General features: G+C 65.4%; 18 protein-coding genes and 1 riboswitch. Of the genes, 4 read left to right on the forward strand and 14 right to left on the reverse strand.

Annotation, left to right across the window (positions count from 1 at the left end; translation table 11 throughout):
* Window positions 1-3: 3 nt before the first annotated feature.
* From FHT19_RS06975 to FHT19_RS07000, 6 genes are all read right to left on the reverse strand, one after another.
* Entirely contained in the window at window positions 4-984 is a 981-nt protein-coding gene (locus FHT19_RS06975) for a phytoene/squalene synthase family protein (RefSeq protein WP_211184762.1), read from the reverse strand.
* A 5-nt stretch (window positions 985-989) separates the two neighbouring features.
* The gene (locus tag FHT19_RS06980; RefSeq protein WP_168554860.1) at window positions 990-1571 is read right to left on the reverse strand and encodes a TIGR00730 family Rossman fold protein; all 582 of its coding nucleotides are present in this window, start codon (window positions 1569-1571) and stop codon (window positions 990-992) included.
* Window positions 1568-3046, reverse strand: coding sequence for a phytoene desaturase (locus tag FHT19_RS06985; protein ID WP_168554861.1), 1479 nt, complete (start codon window positions 3044-3046; stop codon window positions 1568-1570). The genes FHT19_RS06980 and FHT19_RS06985 overlap by 4 nt, the downstream gene beginning before the upstream one ends.
* The gene (gene crtY, locus FHT19_RS06990) at window positions 3047-4243 is read right to left on the reverse strand and encodes a lycopene beta-cyclase CrtY (RefSeq protein WP_169474401.1); all 1197 of its coding nucleotides are present in this window, start codon (window positions 4241-4243) and stop codon (window positions 3047-3049) included.
* Between the two features lie 93 nt (window positions 4244-4336).
* Complete coding sequence (locus FHT19_RS06995) at window positions 4337-5587, reverse strand: PepSY-associated TM helix domain-containing protein (RefSeq protein ID WP_169474402.1); 1251 nt, start codon at window positions 5585-5587, stop codon at window positions 4337-4339.
* A 5-nt stretch (window positions 5588-5592) separates the two neighbouring features.
* Window positions 5593-7713, reverse strand: coding sequence for a TonB-dependent siderophore receptor (locus FHT19_RS07000; protein ID WP_169474403.1), 2121 nt, complete (start codon window positions 7711-7713; stop codon window positions 5593-5595).
* Between the two features lie 168 nt (window positions 7714-7881).
* Window positions 7882-8003, forward strand: a riboswitch (TPP riboswitch).
* A gap of 66 nt (window positions 8004-8069) precedes the next feature.
* On the opposite strand from FHT19_RS07000, the gene thiC reads away from it, so the two are divergent.
* Window positions 8070-9935, forward strand: coding sequence for a phosphomethylpyrimidine synthase ThiC (thiC, locus tag FHT19_RS07005; RefSeq protein WP_169474404.1), 1866 nt, complete (start codon window positions 8070-8072; stop codon window positions 9933-9935).
* 118 nt (window positions 9936-10053) lie between these two features.
* Complete coding sequence (locus tag FHT19_RS07010; RefSeq protein ID WP_246865904.1) at window positions 10054-10551, forward strand: glycine zipper 2TM domain-containing protein; 498 nt, start codon at window positions 10054-10056, stop codon at window positions 10549-10551.
* A 110-nt stretch (window positions 10552-10661) separates the two neighbouring features.
* On the opposite strand, the gene FHT19_RS07015 is transcribed toward FHT19_RS07010, so the two are convergent.
* The 8 genes from FHT19_RS07015 to FHT19_RS07050 form a co-directional block, all read right to left on the reverse strand.
* On the reverse strand, window positions 10662-10955 hold the full coding sequence (locus FHT19_RS07015) for a hypothetical protein (RefSeq protein ID WP_168554866.1): 294 nt from the start codon (window positions 10953-10955) through the stop codon (window positions 10662-10664).
* A gap of 245 nt (window positions 10956-11200) precedes the next feature.
* A complete protein-coding gene (locus tag FHT19_RS07020; protein ID WP_169474405.1) occupies window positions 11201-11629 on the reverse strand; it encodes an OsmC family protein in 429 nt (142 codons plus the stop codon).
* Between the two features lie 61 nt (window positions 11630-11690).
* Window positions 11691-11993 (reverse strand): alkylphosphonate utilization protein, encoded by a 303-nt coding sequence (locus FHT19_RS07025; protein ID WP_168554868.1) that lies wholly within the window; start codon window positions 11991-11993, stop codon window positions 11691-11693.
* A gap of 87 nt (window positions 11994-12080) precedes the next feature.
* Window positions 12081-12443, reverse strand: coding sequence for a hypothetical protein (locus FHT19_RS07030; protein ID WP_169474406.1), 363 nt, complete (start codon window positions 12441-12443; stop codon window positions 12081-12083).
* 13 nt (window positions 12444-12456) lie between these two features.
* Entirely contained in the window at window positions 12457-12675 is a 219-nt protein-coding gene (locus FHT19_RS07035) for a hypothetical protein (RefSeq protein ID WP_168554870.1), read from the reverse strand.
* A 138-nt stretch (window positions 12676-12813) separates the two neighbouring features.
* Window positions 12814-13650, reverse strand: coding sequence for a 2,3,4,5-tetrahydropyridine-2,6-dicarboxylate N-succinyltransferase (gene dapD / locus FHT19_RS07040; protein ID WP_169474407.1), 837 nt, complete (start codon window positions 13648-13650; stop codon window positions 12814-12816).
* A 41-nt stretch (window positions 13651-13691) separates the two neighbouring features.
* Window positions 13692-14369 (reverse strand): pyrimidine 5'-nucleotidase, encoded by a 678-nt coding sequence (locus tag FHT19_RS07045; protein WP_168554872.1) that lies wholly within the window; start codon window positions 14367-14369, stop codon window positions 13692-13694.
* 59 nt (window positions 14370-14428) lie between these two features.
* The gene (locus FHT19_RS07050) at window positions 14429-15595 is read right to left on the reverse strand and encodes a PQQ-dependent sugar dehydrogenase (RefSeq protein ID WP_169474408.1); all 1167 of its coding nucleotides are present in this window, start codon (window positions 15593-15595) and stop codon (window positions 14429-14431) included.
* 10 nt (window positions 15596-15605) lie between these two features.
* Between FHT19_RS07050 and FHT19_RS07055 the strand changes: the two genes are divergently transcribed.
* Together FHT19_RS07055 and FHT19_RS07060 are read left to right on the forward strand one after the other, a co-directional pair.
* Window positions 15606-16235, forward strand: coding sequence for a ribonuclease HII (locus FHT19_RS07055; RefSeq protein WP_179506462.1), 630 nt, complete (start codon window positions 15606-15608; stop codon window positions 16233-16235).
* Window positions 16236-16509: 274 nt separating this feature from the next.
* Complete coding sequence (locus FHT19_RS07060) at window positions 16510-17604, forward strand: site-specific DNA-methyltransferase (protein WP_168555514.1); 1095 nt, start codon at window positions 16510-16512, stop codon at window positions 17602-17604.
* Window positions 17605-17612 lie beyond the last annotated feature (8 nt).

A 17612-nucleotide genomic window follows, 5' to 3' on the forward strand; every position in this document is an offset into this window, starting at 1 on the left:
GGTTCAGCCCCAGGGCTTGGCCTCTGCCAGCGCGATCAGGCTTTTGCGCGTGTGCCGGCGCGCCTGGGCACCGCGGTGGCAGCTGGCGGGCACGGGGCGCAGCGCCCGCCAGCCGGCGCGGCCGATCCAGGCGAGCTTGGCCTTGGCCGAAACCACGGTGCGGCTGTGCCACGCCTTGTCCCCGCGCGCGGCCACCTTGCGGGCAATGTCGCCATAGATCCCGGCCGCCGCCAGGATCGCCCAGCGCTGGCGCGGGCGCAGCCGCCCGGCACCAACGCGCGCCGAACATTCGTGCGCCTGTGCCATGTCACACAGCCGGCGGGCCAGGCCGGCGAGCGTCTCGCGGTATTGCGGCTTCAACTGCTCGCCGGGCGGCAGGTCTGCTTCGGCCAGCCATTCGGCCGGCAGATAGCAACGCCCGGCGGCATCGTCTTCGGCCAGATCGCGGGCAATATTGGCCAGCTGGAACGCCAGCCCCAGGTCTGCCGCGCGGTCCAGCGTGTCTTCGTCATCGGGCGAAACGCCCATGACCACGGCCATCATCACCCCCACCGCGCCTGCCACGTGCCAGCAATAGCGCATGAGGTCTGCCTCGGTGCGTGGCTGCCAATCGGCTGCGTCGAGCGCGAAACCGCCGATCACCGCCTCGGCCATCGCCATGGTCAAACCCGTTTCGCGCGCCACCAGGCCCAGCGCGTCGAACGCAGGGTTACCCGTGGCTTGCCCGGCCATGGCCTGCGCGGTCAGCCGGCGCACCAGGGCAAGCCGCTCGGCCGCGCCGGATTGGTCCCCCAGCGCGCCGCCCATGTCCTGCGCATCGACAATATCGTCGCAGGCGCGGCACCAGGCATAGAGCAGCCACACCCGCTCGCGCGTGACGCGATCGAACAGGCTGGAGGCAGCCGCGAAACTCTTGGAGCCGCGCCGGATCGTGTCGCGCGCGGCGGCGACCAGCGCGGCGCGATCGGGGATGGCAGTAACCATGGGGTTTACAGGTCCGAAGCCTGCATCGCGATGATCGGGCGGTGCGGCTCGTGCGCGGTCATCCGCGCCAGCAGCAGGTCAAGATCGTGTTCGGCCACCATGATCCCGGCATGGGCCGGACGGATGAAGCCCACTTCGATCATGTGGCGGTTGAATGCGAGCAGGTGATCGTAAAAGCCAAAGGCATTGAGCACGCCCACCGGCTTGGTGTGATAGCCCAGCTGCGCCCAGCTGATCGCTTCCCAAAGCTCGTCCATCGTGCCAACGCCGCCCGGCAGCGTGAGAAACCCATCGGCCAGATCCACGAAAGCCTGCTTGCGCGCGTGCATGCCCGGTACCACGTCAAGGCGGGTCAGGCCATGGTGCGCCACTTCCGCGCCGACCAGGGCCTGCGGGATCACGCCGATCACTTCGCCGCCGGCGGCCAGGGCGCCGTCAGCCACCGCACCCATCAGGCCCAAGCGGCCACCGCCATAGACCACGCCGATGCCGCGTTCGGCCAGTTGCCGGCCGACATCTGCAGCGAGTGCCACATAGCGCGGATCGGTGGGACTGGCCGACCCGCAGTAAACCGCAATGCGTTTCATCGCAGATCCTCCAGCATCAGCTTGGCTGTGGCCTTGGCGCTGCCCACCACGCCGGGGATGCCGGCGCCGGGATGGGTGCCGGCGCCCACCAGGTAGAAATTGGCAATGTCGTCGTCGCGGTTGTGCGCACGGAACCAGGCGCTTTGCGTCAATAGCGGTTCCAGGCTGAACGCCGCGCCCTGGTAGGCCGAAAGGTCGGCCGCGAAATCGGTCGGCGCATAGTGGAACTTGGTCACGATGCGGCTGTGGATGTCGGGGATCAGGCGGCGGCCCACTTCATCGAGGATGCGCTTTTCCAAAAGCGGCCCTACTTCGGCCCAATCCACCGGCAGCTTACCCATGTTGGCCACGGGCACCAGGGCATAGAACGTGCTCATCCCCTCGGGCGCCATGCCTGGATCGGTGACGGTGGGATGGTGCAGGTAGATCGAGAAATCCTGCGGCAGTACGCCGTGCTGATAGATATCCTCGAGCAGTCCCTTATACCGCGGGCCGAACAGGATCATGTGGTGCGGGATGCCCGGCCAGGTGCCTTCGATGCCGAAGTGCACCACGAACAGGCTGGGCGAAAATTTCTTGCGCTTGAGCGCGCGGGCCCGCTTCTTGCCGGTGGCGCTATCGCCCAGCAGATCGCGATAGGTGTGCATGATATCGCCGTTGGAAGCGACGGCATCGAAATTGCCGTGCCAGCCGCTGGCGGTATGTACGCCGGTGACCCGGTTGCCCAGGGTTTCGACGCGCACCACCGGATCGCCCATGCGCACTTCGCCGCCGATCCGCTGGAATTGCGTGACCATGCCGGCGATCAGGCGGTTGGTGCCACCCTTGGCCCACCACACGCCGCCATCCTTTTCCAGCTTGTGGATCAGGGCATAGATCGCGCTGGTGCTCATCGGGTTGCCACCCACCAGCAGGGTGTGGAAGCTGAACGCTTCGCGCAGCTTTTCGCTTTCGATGAATTTCGACACCATCGAATAGACCGAGCGCCAGGCCTGGTACTTGGCCAGGGCAGGGGCGGCCTTGAGCATGCTGGCAAAGTCTAGGAACGGCACCGCGCCAAGCTTGACATAGCCTTCCTCGAACACGCCGGCGGAATAGTGCAGGAATTCCTCGTACCCGGCCACGTCACGCGGGGAAATCTTGGCGATCTCGGCGCGCAGCGAGGTTTCGTCATTGGAATAGTCGAAGTTGGTGCCGTCGGCCCAGTTGAGCCGATAGAACGGCATGACCGGCATGAGTTCGACATCGTCGGACAGCTTGTGCGCTGTCAGGCCCCACAGTTCCTGCAGGCAGGCCGGATCGGTGATCACCGTGGGCCCGGCATCGAACGTGAAGCCATCGCGCTGCCAGTGATAGGCACGGCCGCCCGGCTTGTCGCGCGCTTCGATCAGGGTGGTCTGGATGCCGCCCGCCTGCAGGCGGATGGCCAGGGCCAGGCCGCCGAAACCGGCGCCGATCACGCATGCTCGTTTCATCTACTTGCGCATCCCTGCCAGAGTAAGAGGCCGTGGGCGCGGCCCCGAACCGGTCAGCACCGCCAGGGCGCGGGAAACCGGAACCGGGGGACGGCCCAGGAAAATACGGGCACGATCCAGCACGGTGCTGCGCCCGGCATAGAACCGTTCGATCAACGCCGTGTCGAGACGATAGAAATGTTCCATCATGCGATAACGCGACAGTGGCTCTGCCGCCTGGAACAGCATGGCCGACAGCAGGCGGCCAAACCCGCTGCGTTGCCAATGGCGCCGTGACCAGGTTTCGCTGAACGCCGCGAGCGCCGCGTGGCTCAGGTCCGGCTGCTGGGCCAGGGCCAGGGCAAAGCGCACCGCTTCGGGCACGGAATAGCTGGTGACGGGATGGAACAGGCCAGCGCGGGTGCCGGCGCGGGCGATCTGCCCGCCCGATGAACGCCAGAACGCGTCCCAATCGCCTGCGGCCACCACCGGCAAGACCCCTTGCTCTTCGTGCAGCACGCTGGCGACCGTCCAGCCCTGGCTGCGGGCATAGGCGCCGATCCGTCCGGCCAGCGCGGGCTGGTCGATCGTCGGACTGTCGGAATAATAGGTGTCTTCGATGAAGATTTCGTCCGGCCCGAACGGCAGGCAATAGACGAAGCGATAGCCATCGACCTGCTCGACCGTGGCATCCATCACGATCGGTTTGGCCAGGCCATGCGGCTCTGCCAGCTTGACCCGCTGGCCCAGGAATTTCTGCCACCCGCCCGAAAGCTGGCCCTGCAGGCGGATGCCGCGCGCATCGATCACCGCGCCACATTCGATCCGCGTGCCGTCGGCAAGGGTGACCGCGCCAGTGCCCGCGGCCAGCACGCGCGCGCCGGTCAGGATGGCATCGGCCGGCAGCGCGGCGCGGATGGCCGCGTCAAAACGGGCCGACGTCATCGAATAATAGCTGGTGGCAAGATCGCGCCGATACTTGGGAAAGCGCACGCTGTAACCCGACCATGCGCCATCTACCATGGCGGCCAGCAGGTCTCGCCCGGCCTTGCCGACGTCCGATCCAAAGAACGACCACACGTGGTTGCCGCCCAGGACATGGTCCTGTTCAACCAGGACGAGTTGGCAATCGGGACGGGCCTTGCGCAGGGCAAGCGCGATCAATCCCCCGGCAAGGCCCCCACCCAGGATCGCGATGTCGGCATGGCGTATGCTCATCACCATGGCGTTAAGCCAGGCGGGCCGCCCATGCAACCGCCCCAAAGGGCCTTGCTGTGGAGCGGGCCGTTTTTCTGGCCTAAGCCGATGCATTCATGCCGGAAGCGGGCGCCGCGCGGTCTTGAACTTGCGCCCGGCGCGCGCCGATCGCTTGCGCAGCCAGATCAGCACGCCAGTGACCGACAATATCGTGGTGGCAAAGCCGATCACGGTCACCGCAATGCGCCAGGCCAGCCCGCCCACCTGCGCCATGTGCAGTGCCACGATCCAGGTGGTGAAGGTATCGGCGCCGTTGGCACCGGTGGGCAGCGATACCGCCCGCAGGGCGCCGGTTTGGCCATCGAACACGATGCGGGTGCCGCCGCCGTCGCGCGTTATGTCGGCACTCGATTTGACACCATAGACATAGAGGCCAGAGGTCGGCACGTACCACAACCAGGCGCGTCCATCGCCGGGCAGGGCCAGGCCGCGCCGGGCGGCTTCCTGCTGCGCCAGATCCGCGCCGCGCCGCGCGGCTGCCGAAAAATCCAACGCCGGGGTCCAGCGCGCGGTGGGCAACACGGCCTGTTCGACCAGCGCCTCGGCGTCTTGCGCACCCAGCAGGTCCATGACCGGGCGATAGACCTGCGGCAGGTTGAACGACACGCTCGACAGCGCAAAGACCAGCAGGATCGGCCAGAGCCACAGGCCACCCGCGCGATGCAGGTCGAACGTCAGCTTGTAGCCCGTGGTCGGGCGGCGCACTTTCCAACTGGGCCGCCAGCGCCGCCAGAACCCTGCCGCTTTCAGCGCGCCGGGCGGCAGCGTCAGGTAGAAGCCCACGAAGCAATCGACCGTCCACACCAACGCTGCCAAGCCCATCGCGAACAGGCCCCAGGGTCCCAGCGCCAGCGAATAGTGCAGGCGATAGAGAAACGGCATGAGGTTCACGAGGCCCTGTTCGATCGCGCCGTTGCGGCGATGGCCTTGTTCCTCGCCCGTCCAGGGATTGATGAACACATCGTCCCAGTCGGGGCGGTCGGCGCGTTCCAGGCCGGTCTGCGGGTCGATCCAGGTGGCATAGAGCCGGTCGGCCCGGCCCGGTTCGCGCGTGAGATAGAGGAAATCGACGCGCGCGGAAGGATGCCGGGCGAGCATGGCAGAGCGCACCACCAGCGGATCCATCGCTGCCAGGCCCGGCTGGGGCGGCGCGGCGTTTTGCATGGCAGGGGCCATCGCCGCGTCGAGTTCCGAAAACCACGGCAGCAGGGAGCCGGTCAGCCCCGCCACCGCCAGGAACAGGGCCAGTGTCAGCCCCGCCCAGCGATGGACGATGACCCAGAACGGACGGCCGGGCAGCGCCATGGCGATCAGAACGTCACGCGCACAGAGCCGGTCACATTGCGCGGCGCGGCGTAGTAGGCCTGGGTCCAATAGAGGCTGGTCAGGTACTTGTGGTTGGTCACGTTGGCCACGTTCAGATTGAACTGAACGTTCTCGTTCAATTTATACCCCGCCTGCAACTGCAGCGTGGCATAATCGCCCTGGCGCACCGTGCCCGAATAGATCGTGTCCTGCCACTTGACCGCCGCACCCAGCTGCAGCGGCTCCACCGGGTTCCAGCGCAGCGCCAGGTTGGCGGTGTTGCGCGGCACATAAGTGCGCACTTGCGTGCCCGCGCCATCGTCCATCTTGAGCGTGGTGGCACCGGCCTGGATGGTGAGGGTGGAGGTGATCTTGCCGCCCACTTCGGCTTCCACCCCGCGGCTCACCGCGCGGATGCCGTTGTAGAGCGTCTGGCCTGTGGCGGTGTCATAGCTGCCGGCGTCGGCCAGGTTGCTTTGTTCCGCGCGGAACCAGGCAACCGAGCCGAACAGGCCGCCGCCGGGCGTCTGCGCCTTGATCCCGGCTTCATAGCTCTTGCCCTTGGCCGCGCCCAAGGGCTTGCGATCCAGGTCGAGATTGGCCTGGGGGGCGAAGATGCTGGAATAGCTGGCATAGAGATTGACGCCGGGCAGGGCCTTGTAGGTCACGCCGACGAAGGGGCTCAGCGCCTTTTCATTCTTGTCGGTGCTGACGCCGAAGCTGATGCCCCGCGTCTTTTCCACCAGGTAGTTGGCACCCAGCAGCACGCTGAGTTGGCCGGTCAGCGCCACATCCGTGGCCCCGCGCAGGCGCCATTGGCGATCCTCGGTATGTTCCTGCTGCACAAGGGCACCAAAGGAGGGCAGGGCCACTTCGCTGCCGGTCCAACTGCCGGGCAGGCCGGGGATTTCGCCCCAGGACGGATCGCTGGCATCGGCCGGGCGGCCATAATATTCATAGGTGCCCACGGTGCGCTGCACGCCCAGGGTCAGCTGCTGGTCGCGGCCGAACAGGCGATAATGGCCCTGCACGGTGCCGTCATAGATCCAGCCCTTGGCAACCGGCGCATAATAGCCGGGATAGCCGTAAAGCCCGCCCCACGCACCGGTCTGGCTATCCTGCGTGGGGGTGCCATAGACATAGAACAGGCGGGAGTCTTCGGAATGGTATTTGCGCGTGACATGCGCGCGCGCGCTCCAGCCGGGCGCAAAGTCCCAGGTCAACTGACCATAGGCGGTCTGGTCGTGGGTGGTCCAATAGGTCCAGTCCATCGTCGTGGAGGCGCTGCTGTCGAATTCCAGCTGGTTGCCGTTGCTGTCTTGCAGCGGCAGGGCGCCCCACATCACGCCGGTGGACTTGCCATCCTGGCGCATGTAGCCGGCCGAAAGGTGCAGGTTGGGCGTGATTTCCCCATCGAGCACGCCCGAAATAGCGGTGCGGCGATGGTGGTAGCTGCGCAGGTAGGAATCGCCGTCCTGCGCCGCGCCGGTCACCCGCACGGCCCACTTGCCATCGGCCGTCAGCGGCAGGTCGAGATCGAATTCGGCGCGCTTCTTGTTCCACGAGCCATACGACAGTTCGGCCGACATGTGGCGCTCACCGGTGGGATGCCGGCGGTGATAGTTGATCGTGCCCGAAGGGTTGCCCGCCCCGGTCAGCAGCGCGTTGGCGCCGCGCACCACTTCCACATTGTCCCACATCACCGAATCCTGGGCGCCGATCGTCGGGCCCCAGATATTGGGCAGGCTGATGCCGTCGATCATGGCGTCGACGATGTCGAACCCGCGCGCGTTGTAATAGGTGCGTTCGGTTTCGACCTGGTCGACGTTGACGCCGGTGACATAGCGCAAAAGCTGGTTCGTTTCGTCGAGGGCGAAGTCATCGAGGAACTTGCGGTCGACGACGCTGACCGATTGCGGCGTGTCCATGATGGTAAGTGCCAGGCCCGTCGCGCCGGTGGCCACGGCCTGGCCCTTTTCCCCGTTGACCACGATAGTGCGGTCCTTGGCCGCGTCCGCTTCGGCAGCGCTTTCGGCGCCTTCTGCGCGGGCCGGGCTGGTGGCGAGCACTGCCATCGACACGCCGCAAGCAAGCGCTGCGCGCCGGAATTGCGAGGGAGCCATCATGTTTATCCTTCCTGAACGACGATCCGTGAAGGCCCGCTAATGCGAATGCTTATCATGTGTCAAGGCGAGTGATAATCATTTTCAATAAATGTCAGCGGAAACGCGCAGGTCGTCCCGGGCAGGCCGGTGGGCTTGCAGGGCGTCATGCTTGGCCCTAGAATGGCCGCACCCCGGGGAGCCAGTGGCCGGGCGGTGCGCAAGCATTGCCAGGTTGATCGATAGGCTGAGAGGGGCTGGTCACGCAGCCCGACCCGTTGAACCTGAACCCGTTAGCACGGGCGGAGGGAGGGCCGGCCGACGCGTTTTCGCCCAGTGCCACAAGCCTTTCGTTCGTCCACACGAAAGGAACCTCGTGTATGGCCGATCTCAATTCCCCCCTCGAAATTGGCGTGACCACCGGCCCGATCCGCGGCAGCCGCAAGATCCATGTGGAATCGCCGCGCTTTCCCGGCCTGACCGTGGCGATGCGCGAAATCGCGCTGGAGCCTGGCTGCGGCGAGCCACCTCTGCGTGTCTATGATACCTCAGGTCCCTACAGCGATCCGCGCATCGCGATCGACATCCGCGCCGGCTTGCCGCGCCTGCGCCACGATTGGATCGTGGGCCGGGGTGACGTGGAAACTTATGCAGCGCGCGAAGTGAAGCCAGAGGACAATGGCCTGAAAGGGCCCGACCGTTCGGGCGGCGTGCCGGCGTTCCCCAACGTGAACACGGCTCCGTTGCGCGCCAAGGCCGGCGGCAACGTGACGCAGATGCACTATGCCCGCAAAGGCATCGTCACGCCCGAGATGGAATACGTGGCGATCCGGGAGAACCTGGGCCGCAAGCAGTTGAAGGAAGCGCTGGCGCGCGACGGGCAGGATTGGGGCGCCAGCATTCCCGATTACGTCACCGCCGAATTCGTGCGCGACGAAGTAGCTCGTGGCCGTGCGATCATTCCCAGCAACATCAACCACCCGGAAAGCGAACCGATGGCGATCGGCCGCAATTTCCTGGTCAAGATCAACGCCAACATCGGCAATTCGGCGGTGGCATCCGATGTCGCGGCCGAAGTGGACAAGATGGTCTGGTCGATCCGCTGGGGCGCGGACACGGTGATGGACCTTTCCACCGGGCGCAACATCCACGACACGCGCGAATGGATCCTGCGCAACAGCCCCGTCCCGATCGGCACCGTGCCGATCTACCAGGCGCTGGAAAAGGTGGGCGGCATCGCCGAAGACCTGACCTGGGACATTTTCCGCGACACGCTGATCGAGCAGGCCGAGCAGGGGGTGGACTACTTCACCATCCACGCCGGGGTACGCCTGCCGTTCATTCCGATGACGGCCAAGCGGGTCACCGGGATCGTCAGCCGGGGCGGCTCGATCATGGCCAAGTGGTGCCTCGCGCACCACCGTGAGAGCTTCCTCTACGAGCATTTCGACGAGATTACCGAGATCATGAAGGCCTACGACATCGCCTATTCGCTGGGCGATGGCCTGCGTCCGGGCAGCGTGGCCGACGCCAACGACGAAGCGCAGTTTGCCGAGCTTTACACCCTGGGCGAACTCACCAAGCGCGCCTGGGCGCAGGACGTGCAGGTGATGATCGAGGGGCCGGGCCATGTGCCGATGCACAAGGTCAAGGAAAACATGGACAAGCAATTGGCCGCTTGCGGCGAAGCGCCGTTCTACACCCTCGGGCCGCTCGTCACGGACATTGCACCTGGCTATGACCATATCACCAGCGGCATTGGCGCAGCCATGATCGGCTGGTTCGGCACGGCCATGCTTTGCTATGTCACGCCCAAGGAGCATCTGGGCCTGCCCGATCGCGACGACGTGAAGGTTGGCGTGGTCACCTACAAGCTGGCCGCCCATGCGGCGGACCTGGCCAAGGGGCATCCGGCGGCCAAGCTGCGCGACGATGCACTGAGCCGCGCCCGCTTTGAGTTCCGCTGGCGCGACCAGTTCAATCTCAGCCTCGATCCCGAAACGGCCGAGCAGTACCACGACCAGACCCTGCCCGCCGAAGGGGCCAAGACCGCGCATTTCTGCTCGATGTGCGGGCCCAAGTTCTGCTCGATGAAGATCACGCAGGAAGTGCGCGAATTCGCCTCAAAGCAGAACCAGGCCGCCGACGCGTTCCTGGCCGCTGACGAGGCCGAAGCCGGCATGCAGGCGATGAGCGAGAAGTACCGCGAGGCGGGCAGCGAGCTCTATTTGCCGGCGGCCGAATAACCCCGGCGAATAACGAACCGCGGCAGGAACCGCTACGGTTTCCGATCATTGCCTGTCCATAAGGAAGGCGTGCTGCCTGCCCGGCGCACGCCTCATTCCTGTCAATGGAGATCAAGCCATGAAGAAGGCTTTGCTGGCAATGGCGCTTGCCGCATCGGGGCTGACTGCCGCCTGCACCGATGACTATGCCTATGGTGGCCGCCCTGGATACGATAACGGCCATCACGGTGGTCGCCATCGTGGCGGTTATGGCGGGGTTGAAGGCGGCTGGGCCTATCGCGACGACGGCTATTACCGCCAATATGGCAACTATGACTACAACCGTCCCGACCCGAGCTATGGCGGCTATTACGCCGATCGCTATTACCGCGAAGACCCGCGCTATGGCGAACACCGCGTTTCGATGGACGAACGCGTCTATCGCGGGCGTGACGGCCGCTATTACTGCCGCCGTTCCGACGGCTCGACCGGCCTGATCGTGGGCGGTGTTTCTGGCGCGCTTCTGGGCTCGGTCATTGCCGAAGGCGATTCCCGGCCGCTGGGCGCGATCATCGGTGCGATCGGTGGCGCAGCTGCTGGCGCTGCAATCGACAGCAACAACGTGCGCTGCCGCTAAGCGCGTTCGACGTTCCAAGCCGATCGAAAAAGGCCCTTTCGCGCATCCGCGAAAGGGCCTTGAAGCATGTCGGGTGCGGCAAGAGGTGCGCCTCTTGCCCGATCCGCCAATTACTTGGCGGCGTCGACGTTGATGCCGAGCTTCTTCACGTCGTTGAGCGTGAAGCTGACCGGACGATCGTTGAAGGTGCCTTCAACCGACTTCTTGCGGATGTGCAGTTCGAACGGCACCTTGCCGGCATAGGCCGTGCCACGGACGATCTTTTCTTCGCCCTTGGTTTCGGTGGTGTAGGAATAGCTCACGCCCTTGTAGGCGAAGCTGTCGGCCTGGTTTTCAGCGGCGGCGACGGCGGGAGCGGCAAGCACGAGCGAAGCAGCGGCGGTGGCAATGAAAGAACGAAGCATGGCAATTTCCCCTGATGAAAAAGGTGAGATTGCCTTCGGACACCCGTCTATTGTGTTCTTGTTGCAGCGCGTTTCGCGCATGCTGCGCTTGCGAGCAATTGCTTAGGTTGCGGGCTTGGTTGCGCGAAACGCAACTGCATTCTCGCCTTCCGGCAAAAGCCTTCGTTTTCAATCGCCCCGTGCTGCGCCGGGCTGCCAGCAAGGCCGCCCGGCGCATACGAAAGCGCCAGAAATGGCGCAATAGCTCAGGATTCGAGCGTGCGTTCGAGCGTCACTTCGCAGTTCAGCAGCTTGGAAATCGGGCAATTGGCCTTCGCCTCGTCGGCGATGCGGGCAAAGTCCGATTCGGAGATACCGGGCACTTGAGCCTTGAGTGCAAGTGCGCTGCGCGTGACCTTGAAGCCGTCGCCATCGGCGTCCAGCGTCACTTTGGCAGTGGTATCGAGCGTGCCATCGGCAAAGCCGGCTTTGGCCAGGGCAAAGCTGGTGGCCATGGTAAAGCATGCGGCGTGCGCGGCGGCGATCAGTTCTTCCGGGTTGGTGCCCGGCTGGCCTTCGAAGCGCGTGCCAAAGCCATAGGGCTGGTCCTTGAGCACGCCCGAAGCCGTGCTGATCGATCCCTTGCCGGGCTTGCCGAAGCCCTGGTAGCGGGCGGAAGCGGTGCTGGTGGGCATTGGAGGCGTCTCCTTGAAGTGGGTTCGCTCGTGCAACGCCCCGGCCAGCCGCCCGTTCCGTTCAACGCTTGCGCACGAACTCTGCGCGCAGCACCAGCCCCTTGATGCCATCGAACTTGCAGTCGATTTCCTGCGCGTCACCGGTGAGCCGGATCGACTTGATCAGCGTGCCACGCTTGAGCGTCTGGCCCGCGCCCTTGACATCGAGATCCTTGATCAGGGTGACCTGGTCACCATCGTGCAGCACGTTGCCGACCGCGTCGCGCACTTCCACGCTGTTTTCCGCAGCACGGCGGGTGGCCAGTTCTGCGGCCGTCATCCATTCGCCGCTGTCTTCATCGTAGACGTAATCGTCGTCGCTCATGTCCCGTCCTTGCCTTGGTGTTCCCGGTTGATCCCGGGGCGGCCATGACAGGTTGCGGGCAGCGACGCCAGCCCTCGCCGGGCTGGATCACCACACGGCGGGAAAGAGTTCAACCGCGCCGCCGTCACGCGGTTTCCACGGCATCTGCGCCAGCACGTCGTTGCTTTCGCGGGCACTGCGCCCTTCTGCCAGCGACCAGGTGATGTGCCAGGTGCCGCCATCGGGACGGTTGGTGCTGCCATCAAGCGCCACGACCAGCGCTTCTACCCCCGATCCATCGTCGACATGGCCCACCACGCGGGCATGGCGGATCAGGGGTGGCAAGGGTTCGCGAGGGCCAGCGCGCACGTTGCGCGTGACATGGCTGGCCACGATCTGGGCATAGCGCGGCGGAAACAGCGCCAGAAGGCGATCGCGGCACTCGGGTTCCAGTTTCCAGCCGCTGGGCATCGCGATCGTCCCGTCAGGAAGAGGGGGTGGCCTGTCCGCTCACCACGCCATTCTGGTCGGGCTGAGCACTGTTCAGGGCACCCGTGATCCAGATGGCGGACAGCGCGAGGATGGCCAGCACGAGGCTGATCAGCAAGACCCAGCGCACGACGTTGAGGCCGGTACCGCCGCGGGCTTCTTCGGTAGACAGATGCGCCGAGGGCGGTTGCCCCGGGGTATGGTCGTTCTGCATGGCGACGTCTCCTGCGTCTGATCCGGTTGGGGCGTGCGCTTGGCACGCCCCTTTGCCCGATTCTACGCGCGGAGAGGCCGCGTGTTCCGCGCCCGGTCGCGCAGCGCCGTCGAACTTGATCGCGCAGCGCTGTCAGACTTAGTCGCGCAGCAATTCGTTGATGCCGGTCTTGCTGCGGGTCTGCGCGTCCACCGTCTTGACGATCACGGCGCAATAGAGCGACGGGCCGGGGGTGCCATCGGGCAGCAGCTTGCCCGGCAGCGCGCCGGGCACGACCACGGCGTAGGGCGGCACGCGGCCGATGTGCACTTCGCCGGTGGCGCGATCGACGATCTTGGTGCTGGCGCCCAGGAACACGCCCATCGACAGCACCGCGCCTTCGCCCACGATCACGCCTTCGGCCACTTCGGAACGGGCGCCGATGAACGCGCCATCCTCGATGATCACCGGTCCGGCCTGCAGCGGTTCGAGCACGCCGCCGATGCCGGCGCCGCCCGAAATGTGCACGTTCTTGCCGATCTGTGCGCACGAACCCACGGTCGCCCAGGTATCGACCATCGTGCCTTCATCGACGAACGCGCCGATGTTGACGAAGCTGGGCATCAGCACCACGCCCTTGCCGATGTGTGCGCCACGGCGCGCCACGGCGCCGGGCACCACGCGGAACCCGGCCTTGCGAAACGCTGCATCGTCCCAGCCGGCAAACTTGCTCGGCACCTTGTCGAACGCTGGCGCGCCGCCGCTGCCGTTGTCGATCACCACGTTGTCGTTGAGTCGGAACGAGAGCAGCACGGCTTTTTTCAGCCACTGGTTCACGTGCCATGCGCCGTCCACCTTTTCGGCAACGCGAGCCTCGCCGGAATCGAGCAGCGCGAGGGCCTGTTCCACCACCACGCGCACATCATCGCTGGCCGGCGTCACGTCCGCGCGGTTTTCCCAGGCGGCTTCGATGGCGGCTGCAAGCTGTGCGGTCATGGGTAGGTCTCCAGGCAATACGGTCTCTATCGGCTGGCCGCCTAGCCGAGGTGGCCGCCCTCGGCAAGCGCATCGAGCCAGGCGGCAAGGTCGTCGATCGTCTCGTCGATCGCGGCCTCGTCCTTGGCGCGCGCACCCCAGTCGGTGCCGAAATCGAGCCACACCGTCTGCATGCCCATGGCTTTCGCCGGAGTGAGATTGCGGGCTGAATCCTCGAAGAACACCGATCGTTCCGGCGCCACGCCAAAAGCCGAGACGAAGCCGCGATAGGCCGATGGCTCTGGCTTGGGCTTGTATTCCATGGCGTGGATGTCCCACAGCCCTTCGAAGCAGTGGGTGATGCCAAGCGCATCGAGCACGCGTGTGGCATAGGCCGCGTCACCATTGGTGAACACCAGGCGGCGGCCGGGCAGCCGCATCAGCCGTTCTTCGAGGCGCGGTGCGCGTGCCAGCGGCGCCATGTCGACATCGTGGACATAGCCCAGGAATTCATAGGGATCGACGCCATGGAAGTGCATCAGGCCGGCCAGCGTGGTGCCGTGGTCGTGGAAATACATCTTCTGCACACGCCGCGCTTCGGCATGGTCGCAACCCAGCAGATCGGCGATGTAGGCGCCCATGCGCACATCGATCTGGTCGAACAGGCAGGTCTCGGCCGGGTAGAGCGTGTTGTCCAGATCGAAGATCCAGCAATCGACACGCGTCGGGTCAAAAGGCATCCGTCATCCTTGCAAGGCCATCGTGTTGCTGCGGCCTGCCTTGGCGCCTGCCCGCAAATTCAGCGCGGGGCAAGCCTCCTTAGCCGGGCGTTTTCGCCGTCTTCCAGGATCCATAGCGTACCATCGCCCGCTTCGCGAATCTCGCGAATGCGCGTGCCCAAGTCGATGCGTTCAAGTTCCTTGCCCACGGGCCGCCCGCCGGGGCCGGCTTCCAGACCCACGCGCACGATGCCGGCCGCGCCCAGCGCCGCGATGAGCGCTTGCCCGCGCCATTGCGGAAAGGCCTTGCCCGAATAGAAGATGAAATCGCCCGGCGCGATCACCGGGTTCCAACTGATCGCCGGCGCGGCGAAATCGGGCCGCGTGGCATGGCGCGGGATTGGCGTACCATCATAATTGTCGCCATCCGAAACCACGGGCCAGCCATAGTTCTTGCCCGGTTCCAGCAGGTTGAGTTCGTCGCCGCCGGCCGGGCCATGTTCCAGGTCCCAGAGCCGCCCTTGCGCATCGAATTGCAGGCCGAGCGGATTGCGATGGCCGAGCGTCCACACTTGCGCGGCAACGCCGCCCTGCGCGGCAAACGGATTGCCCGGCGCGGGCTGCCCATCGAGTGTGAGGTGCAGGATCTTGCCCAGGTTCGTGCCCATGTCCTGCGCCGGGGTGAACTTCTGCCGCTCTCCCGACGAAAGGAACAGGCTCTTGCCATCGGGCGCAAAGGCAATGCGGTGGCCGAAATGGCCGCGCCCGGGAACCTTGGGCGTCTGGCGCCAGATCACTTGCAAGCCTTCCAGGCGGGGTGCCCCGGCATCGAGCACCAGCCGGGCGCGGCCCAGCGCTGCGCCGCGCGTGTCGCCAGGGCCCGCCTCGGCCCAGGTCAGATAGACCAGCCCGCTCTGCGCAAAATCGGGAGCAGGGGCCACGTCGCCCAGCCCACCCTGGCCGCCGGCATCGACTTTGGGCGTGCCGCCCACCACCTGCGCCTTGCCGCCTTCGCGCCACAGCTTGAGCGCGCCAGTGCGCTCGGTCACCAGCACGTCAGGCCGGCCGGGCAGGAACGCCAGCGCCCAGGGATCATCGAAGCGCGCCAGGTCGGTGATGGTAAAACCGTCGCGTTGCTCGGCCCCAGAGGCAGGGCCGGGCGTGCCGTTATCGGCCTGGGCCGAAGATCCGCAGCTTGCAGCCAGGAACGCGAGAGGCGATAGAGCCAGAAGGATCGCTTTTGTCATGACCGCTACAATGCCTGAAATCGCCCGACGTGCCACCAAAATTGCTCGCGTTTCCGGGCATGTGATCGGTGTGGATGAAGCCGGGCGCGGCCCATTGGCCGGCCCCGTGGTGGCCGCCGCCGTGGTGCTGTGCCGCCGCCCGCCCGAGGGGTTGGCCGATTCCAAGAAGCTTTCGGCCAAGCGCCGCGCCGTGCTGGAAGAACAGATCAAGGCGCGCTGCCGCTGGTCCGTGGGCGTGGTGGAGCCCGAGGATATCGACCGGCTCAACATCTTTGGTGCCACCATGCTGGCGATGACGTTGGCCGTGAAAGGCCTGGTCGCCTCGCTGAGCGATGCCGTGGGTGAAGTGCGCGTGGACGGCAACCTGACGCCGCATGGCCGCCATGCCGACTGGTGCTGGCCGGCGCGCGCGATCGTGGGCGGCGACGCGATCGAACCCTGCATTTCGGCCGCCTCGATCATCGCCAAGGAGCATCGCGACCGCCTGATGCGCGCGGCAGCCGAAGAGCATCCGCATTACGGGTGGGAACGCAACGCCGGCTATGGCACGGCCGAACATCTCGCGGCGCTGCGCACCCATGGCCCCACGCCGCTGCACCGCCGCAGCTTTGCCCCGGTGGCGCAACTGGTGTTGATCTGAAGCGCGGTTTGACGCGACTCGGCGCAAGCCCGGCAAATAAATTTTCCACAGTTGCGTACACCATATCTAGAGTCAGGGGTGCCGGTGCAGACTCAAGATGTGGTTTGCGGACTCGTTCCGTTCCGCTTTCGTGGCGACGCGACTCGGCGCAAATCCGCGAGTCGCGCCTTGACCTGCGAGTCCCGATGATTCAGATTCCACGCCAACAGAGCAGTTGGAAGGAATGATCATGGTTACGGCAGTGAAAACGCGCACCCGCGCCTTGCGGGCCAAGATGCCCACCAAGGTCCAGGCGCCCGCGCTGCCCGTCAACCGCATTCTCAAGGGCGATTGCATCGAACTGATGCGGTCCTTGCCCACCGGTTCGATCGACATGATCTTTGCCGATCCCCCTTATAACCTGCAACTGGGCGGCGATCTGGCCCGCCCCGATGGCAGCCATGTCGACGCCGTGACGGACCATTGGGACAAGTTCGACAGCTTTGCCGTCTATGATCGCTTTACCCGCGAATGGCTGAACGAAGCCTATCGCCTGCTCAAGCCCAACGGCTCGATCTGGGTGATCGGCAGCTATCACAACATCTTCCGCCTCGGCACGATGTTGCAGGACATGGGCTTCTGGATCCTCAACGACATCATCTGGCGCAAGACCAACCCGATGCCCAATTTCAAGGGCACGCGGTTCACCAATGCCCACGAAACCCTGATCTGGGCGGCCAAGAGCGAAAAGGCGAAGTACACCTTCAACTATCGCGCGATGAAGACGCTCAACGACGAACTCCAGATGCGGTCCGACTGGGTCCTGCCGATCTGCTCGGGCAAGGAACGCCTCAAGCGCAACGGCACCAAGGCGCACCCCACGCAAAAGCCGGAATCGCTGCTCTATCGTGTGATCCTGGCCACCACCAACAAGGGTGACGTGGTGCTCGATCCGTTCTTCGGCACCGGCACGACCGGCGCCGTGGCCAAGCGGCTGGGCCGCAACTGGATCGGCTGCGAGCGCGAGGACGACTATATCGAAGTGGCGCAGGAGCGTATCGACCTGGCCCTGCCGCTCGACGAAAGCGCGCTCAAGACCATGCAGTCCAAACGCGCCGCGCCCAAGGTACCGTTCGGTTCGCTGGTGGAAAGCGGCTGGCTGGCACCGGGCACCGTGCTGGCCGACAAGAAGCGCCGCTGGCAGGCCGTGGTGCGCGCCGATGGCAGCGTCGCCGTGGGTGAAGACAGTGGCTCGATCCACGGCATGGGCACCAAGGTGCAGAACGCGGCCTCGTGCAACGGCTGGACGTTCTGGCACTTCATGGACAAGGGCGAGATGAAGCCGATCGACGTGCTGCGCCAGCGCTACCTGCTGGCCGTGGAAGACTGATTTCGCTA

The sequence above is a fragment of the Novosphingobium sp. SG919 genome (assembly GCF_012932495.1).
GTDB classification, from domain to species: Bacteria; Pseudomonadota; Alphaproteobacteria; order Sphingomonadales; family Sphingomonadaceae; genus Novosphingobium; species Novosphingobium rhizosphaerae.